1 protein-coding gene is annotated in these 525 nt (G+C 38.1%); it reads left to right on the forward strand.

Features of this window, described 5'->3' with window-relative positions; all coding sequences use genetic code 11:
* Positions 1–35: 35 nt before the first annotated feature.
* Positions 36–512 (forward strand): hypothetical protein, encoded by a 477-nt coding sequence (locus AB4653_RS28250; protein WP_102257517.1) that lies wholly within the window; start codon positions 36–38, stop codon positions 510–512.
* Positions 513–525 lie beyond the last annotated feature (13 nt).

Genomic DNA, 525 nt, shown 5'->3' on the forward strand with positions numbered 1-525 from the left:
TCCATGTCATTCGTTATGAGTGAACAGGAGTTTCAGTGGCTGTATATTTAGATTCAATAAAAGTTTCACCTAGAAGAGATATGTTAAAAGTCATAGATGAATACTCAATGTCATCAGATAGTGTCAGTCTAACTGATGATATTCGCTTCAAACTAGTAGAAATATTGCCATTGGGTTCGGTGTCTGAAGATAGTTTCGCTGAAAACGATATCGCTCTAGTTGTTCGTGTGCCATTTCATCGAAGAGGGACGTTATTGTTTGGCTTCGGAGTAATCTTAGGTTGGCGTCCTCTAGTGACAATAGAGTTTGATGTTATTTCTTTGGCTAGCGGTGAGACAATTGAAACATTGCGTTCAACAAACAAGCTTAGTTGGAGTGGGTATATTAGAGGTCTCCTACGTTTGAACTCAATCATTCATATTAAGCCAGAATTTGGGTTTGCAGACCTTGAGCCACTTATAGAACAGTCTGTATGGAGCCTTTTGAAGGAGATTCAAACTAAGTACTCATAACAAATAAGGATTA

Source organism: Vibrio sp. 10N.222.48.A3 (assembly GCF_041475345.1).
Classification (GTDB): domain Bacteria; phylum Pseudomonadota; class Gammaproteobacteria; order Enterobacterales; family Vibrionaceae; genus Vibrio; species Vibrio tasmaniensis_A.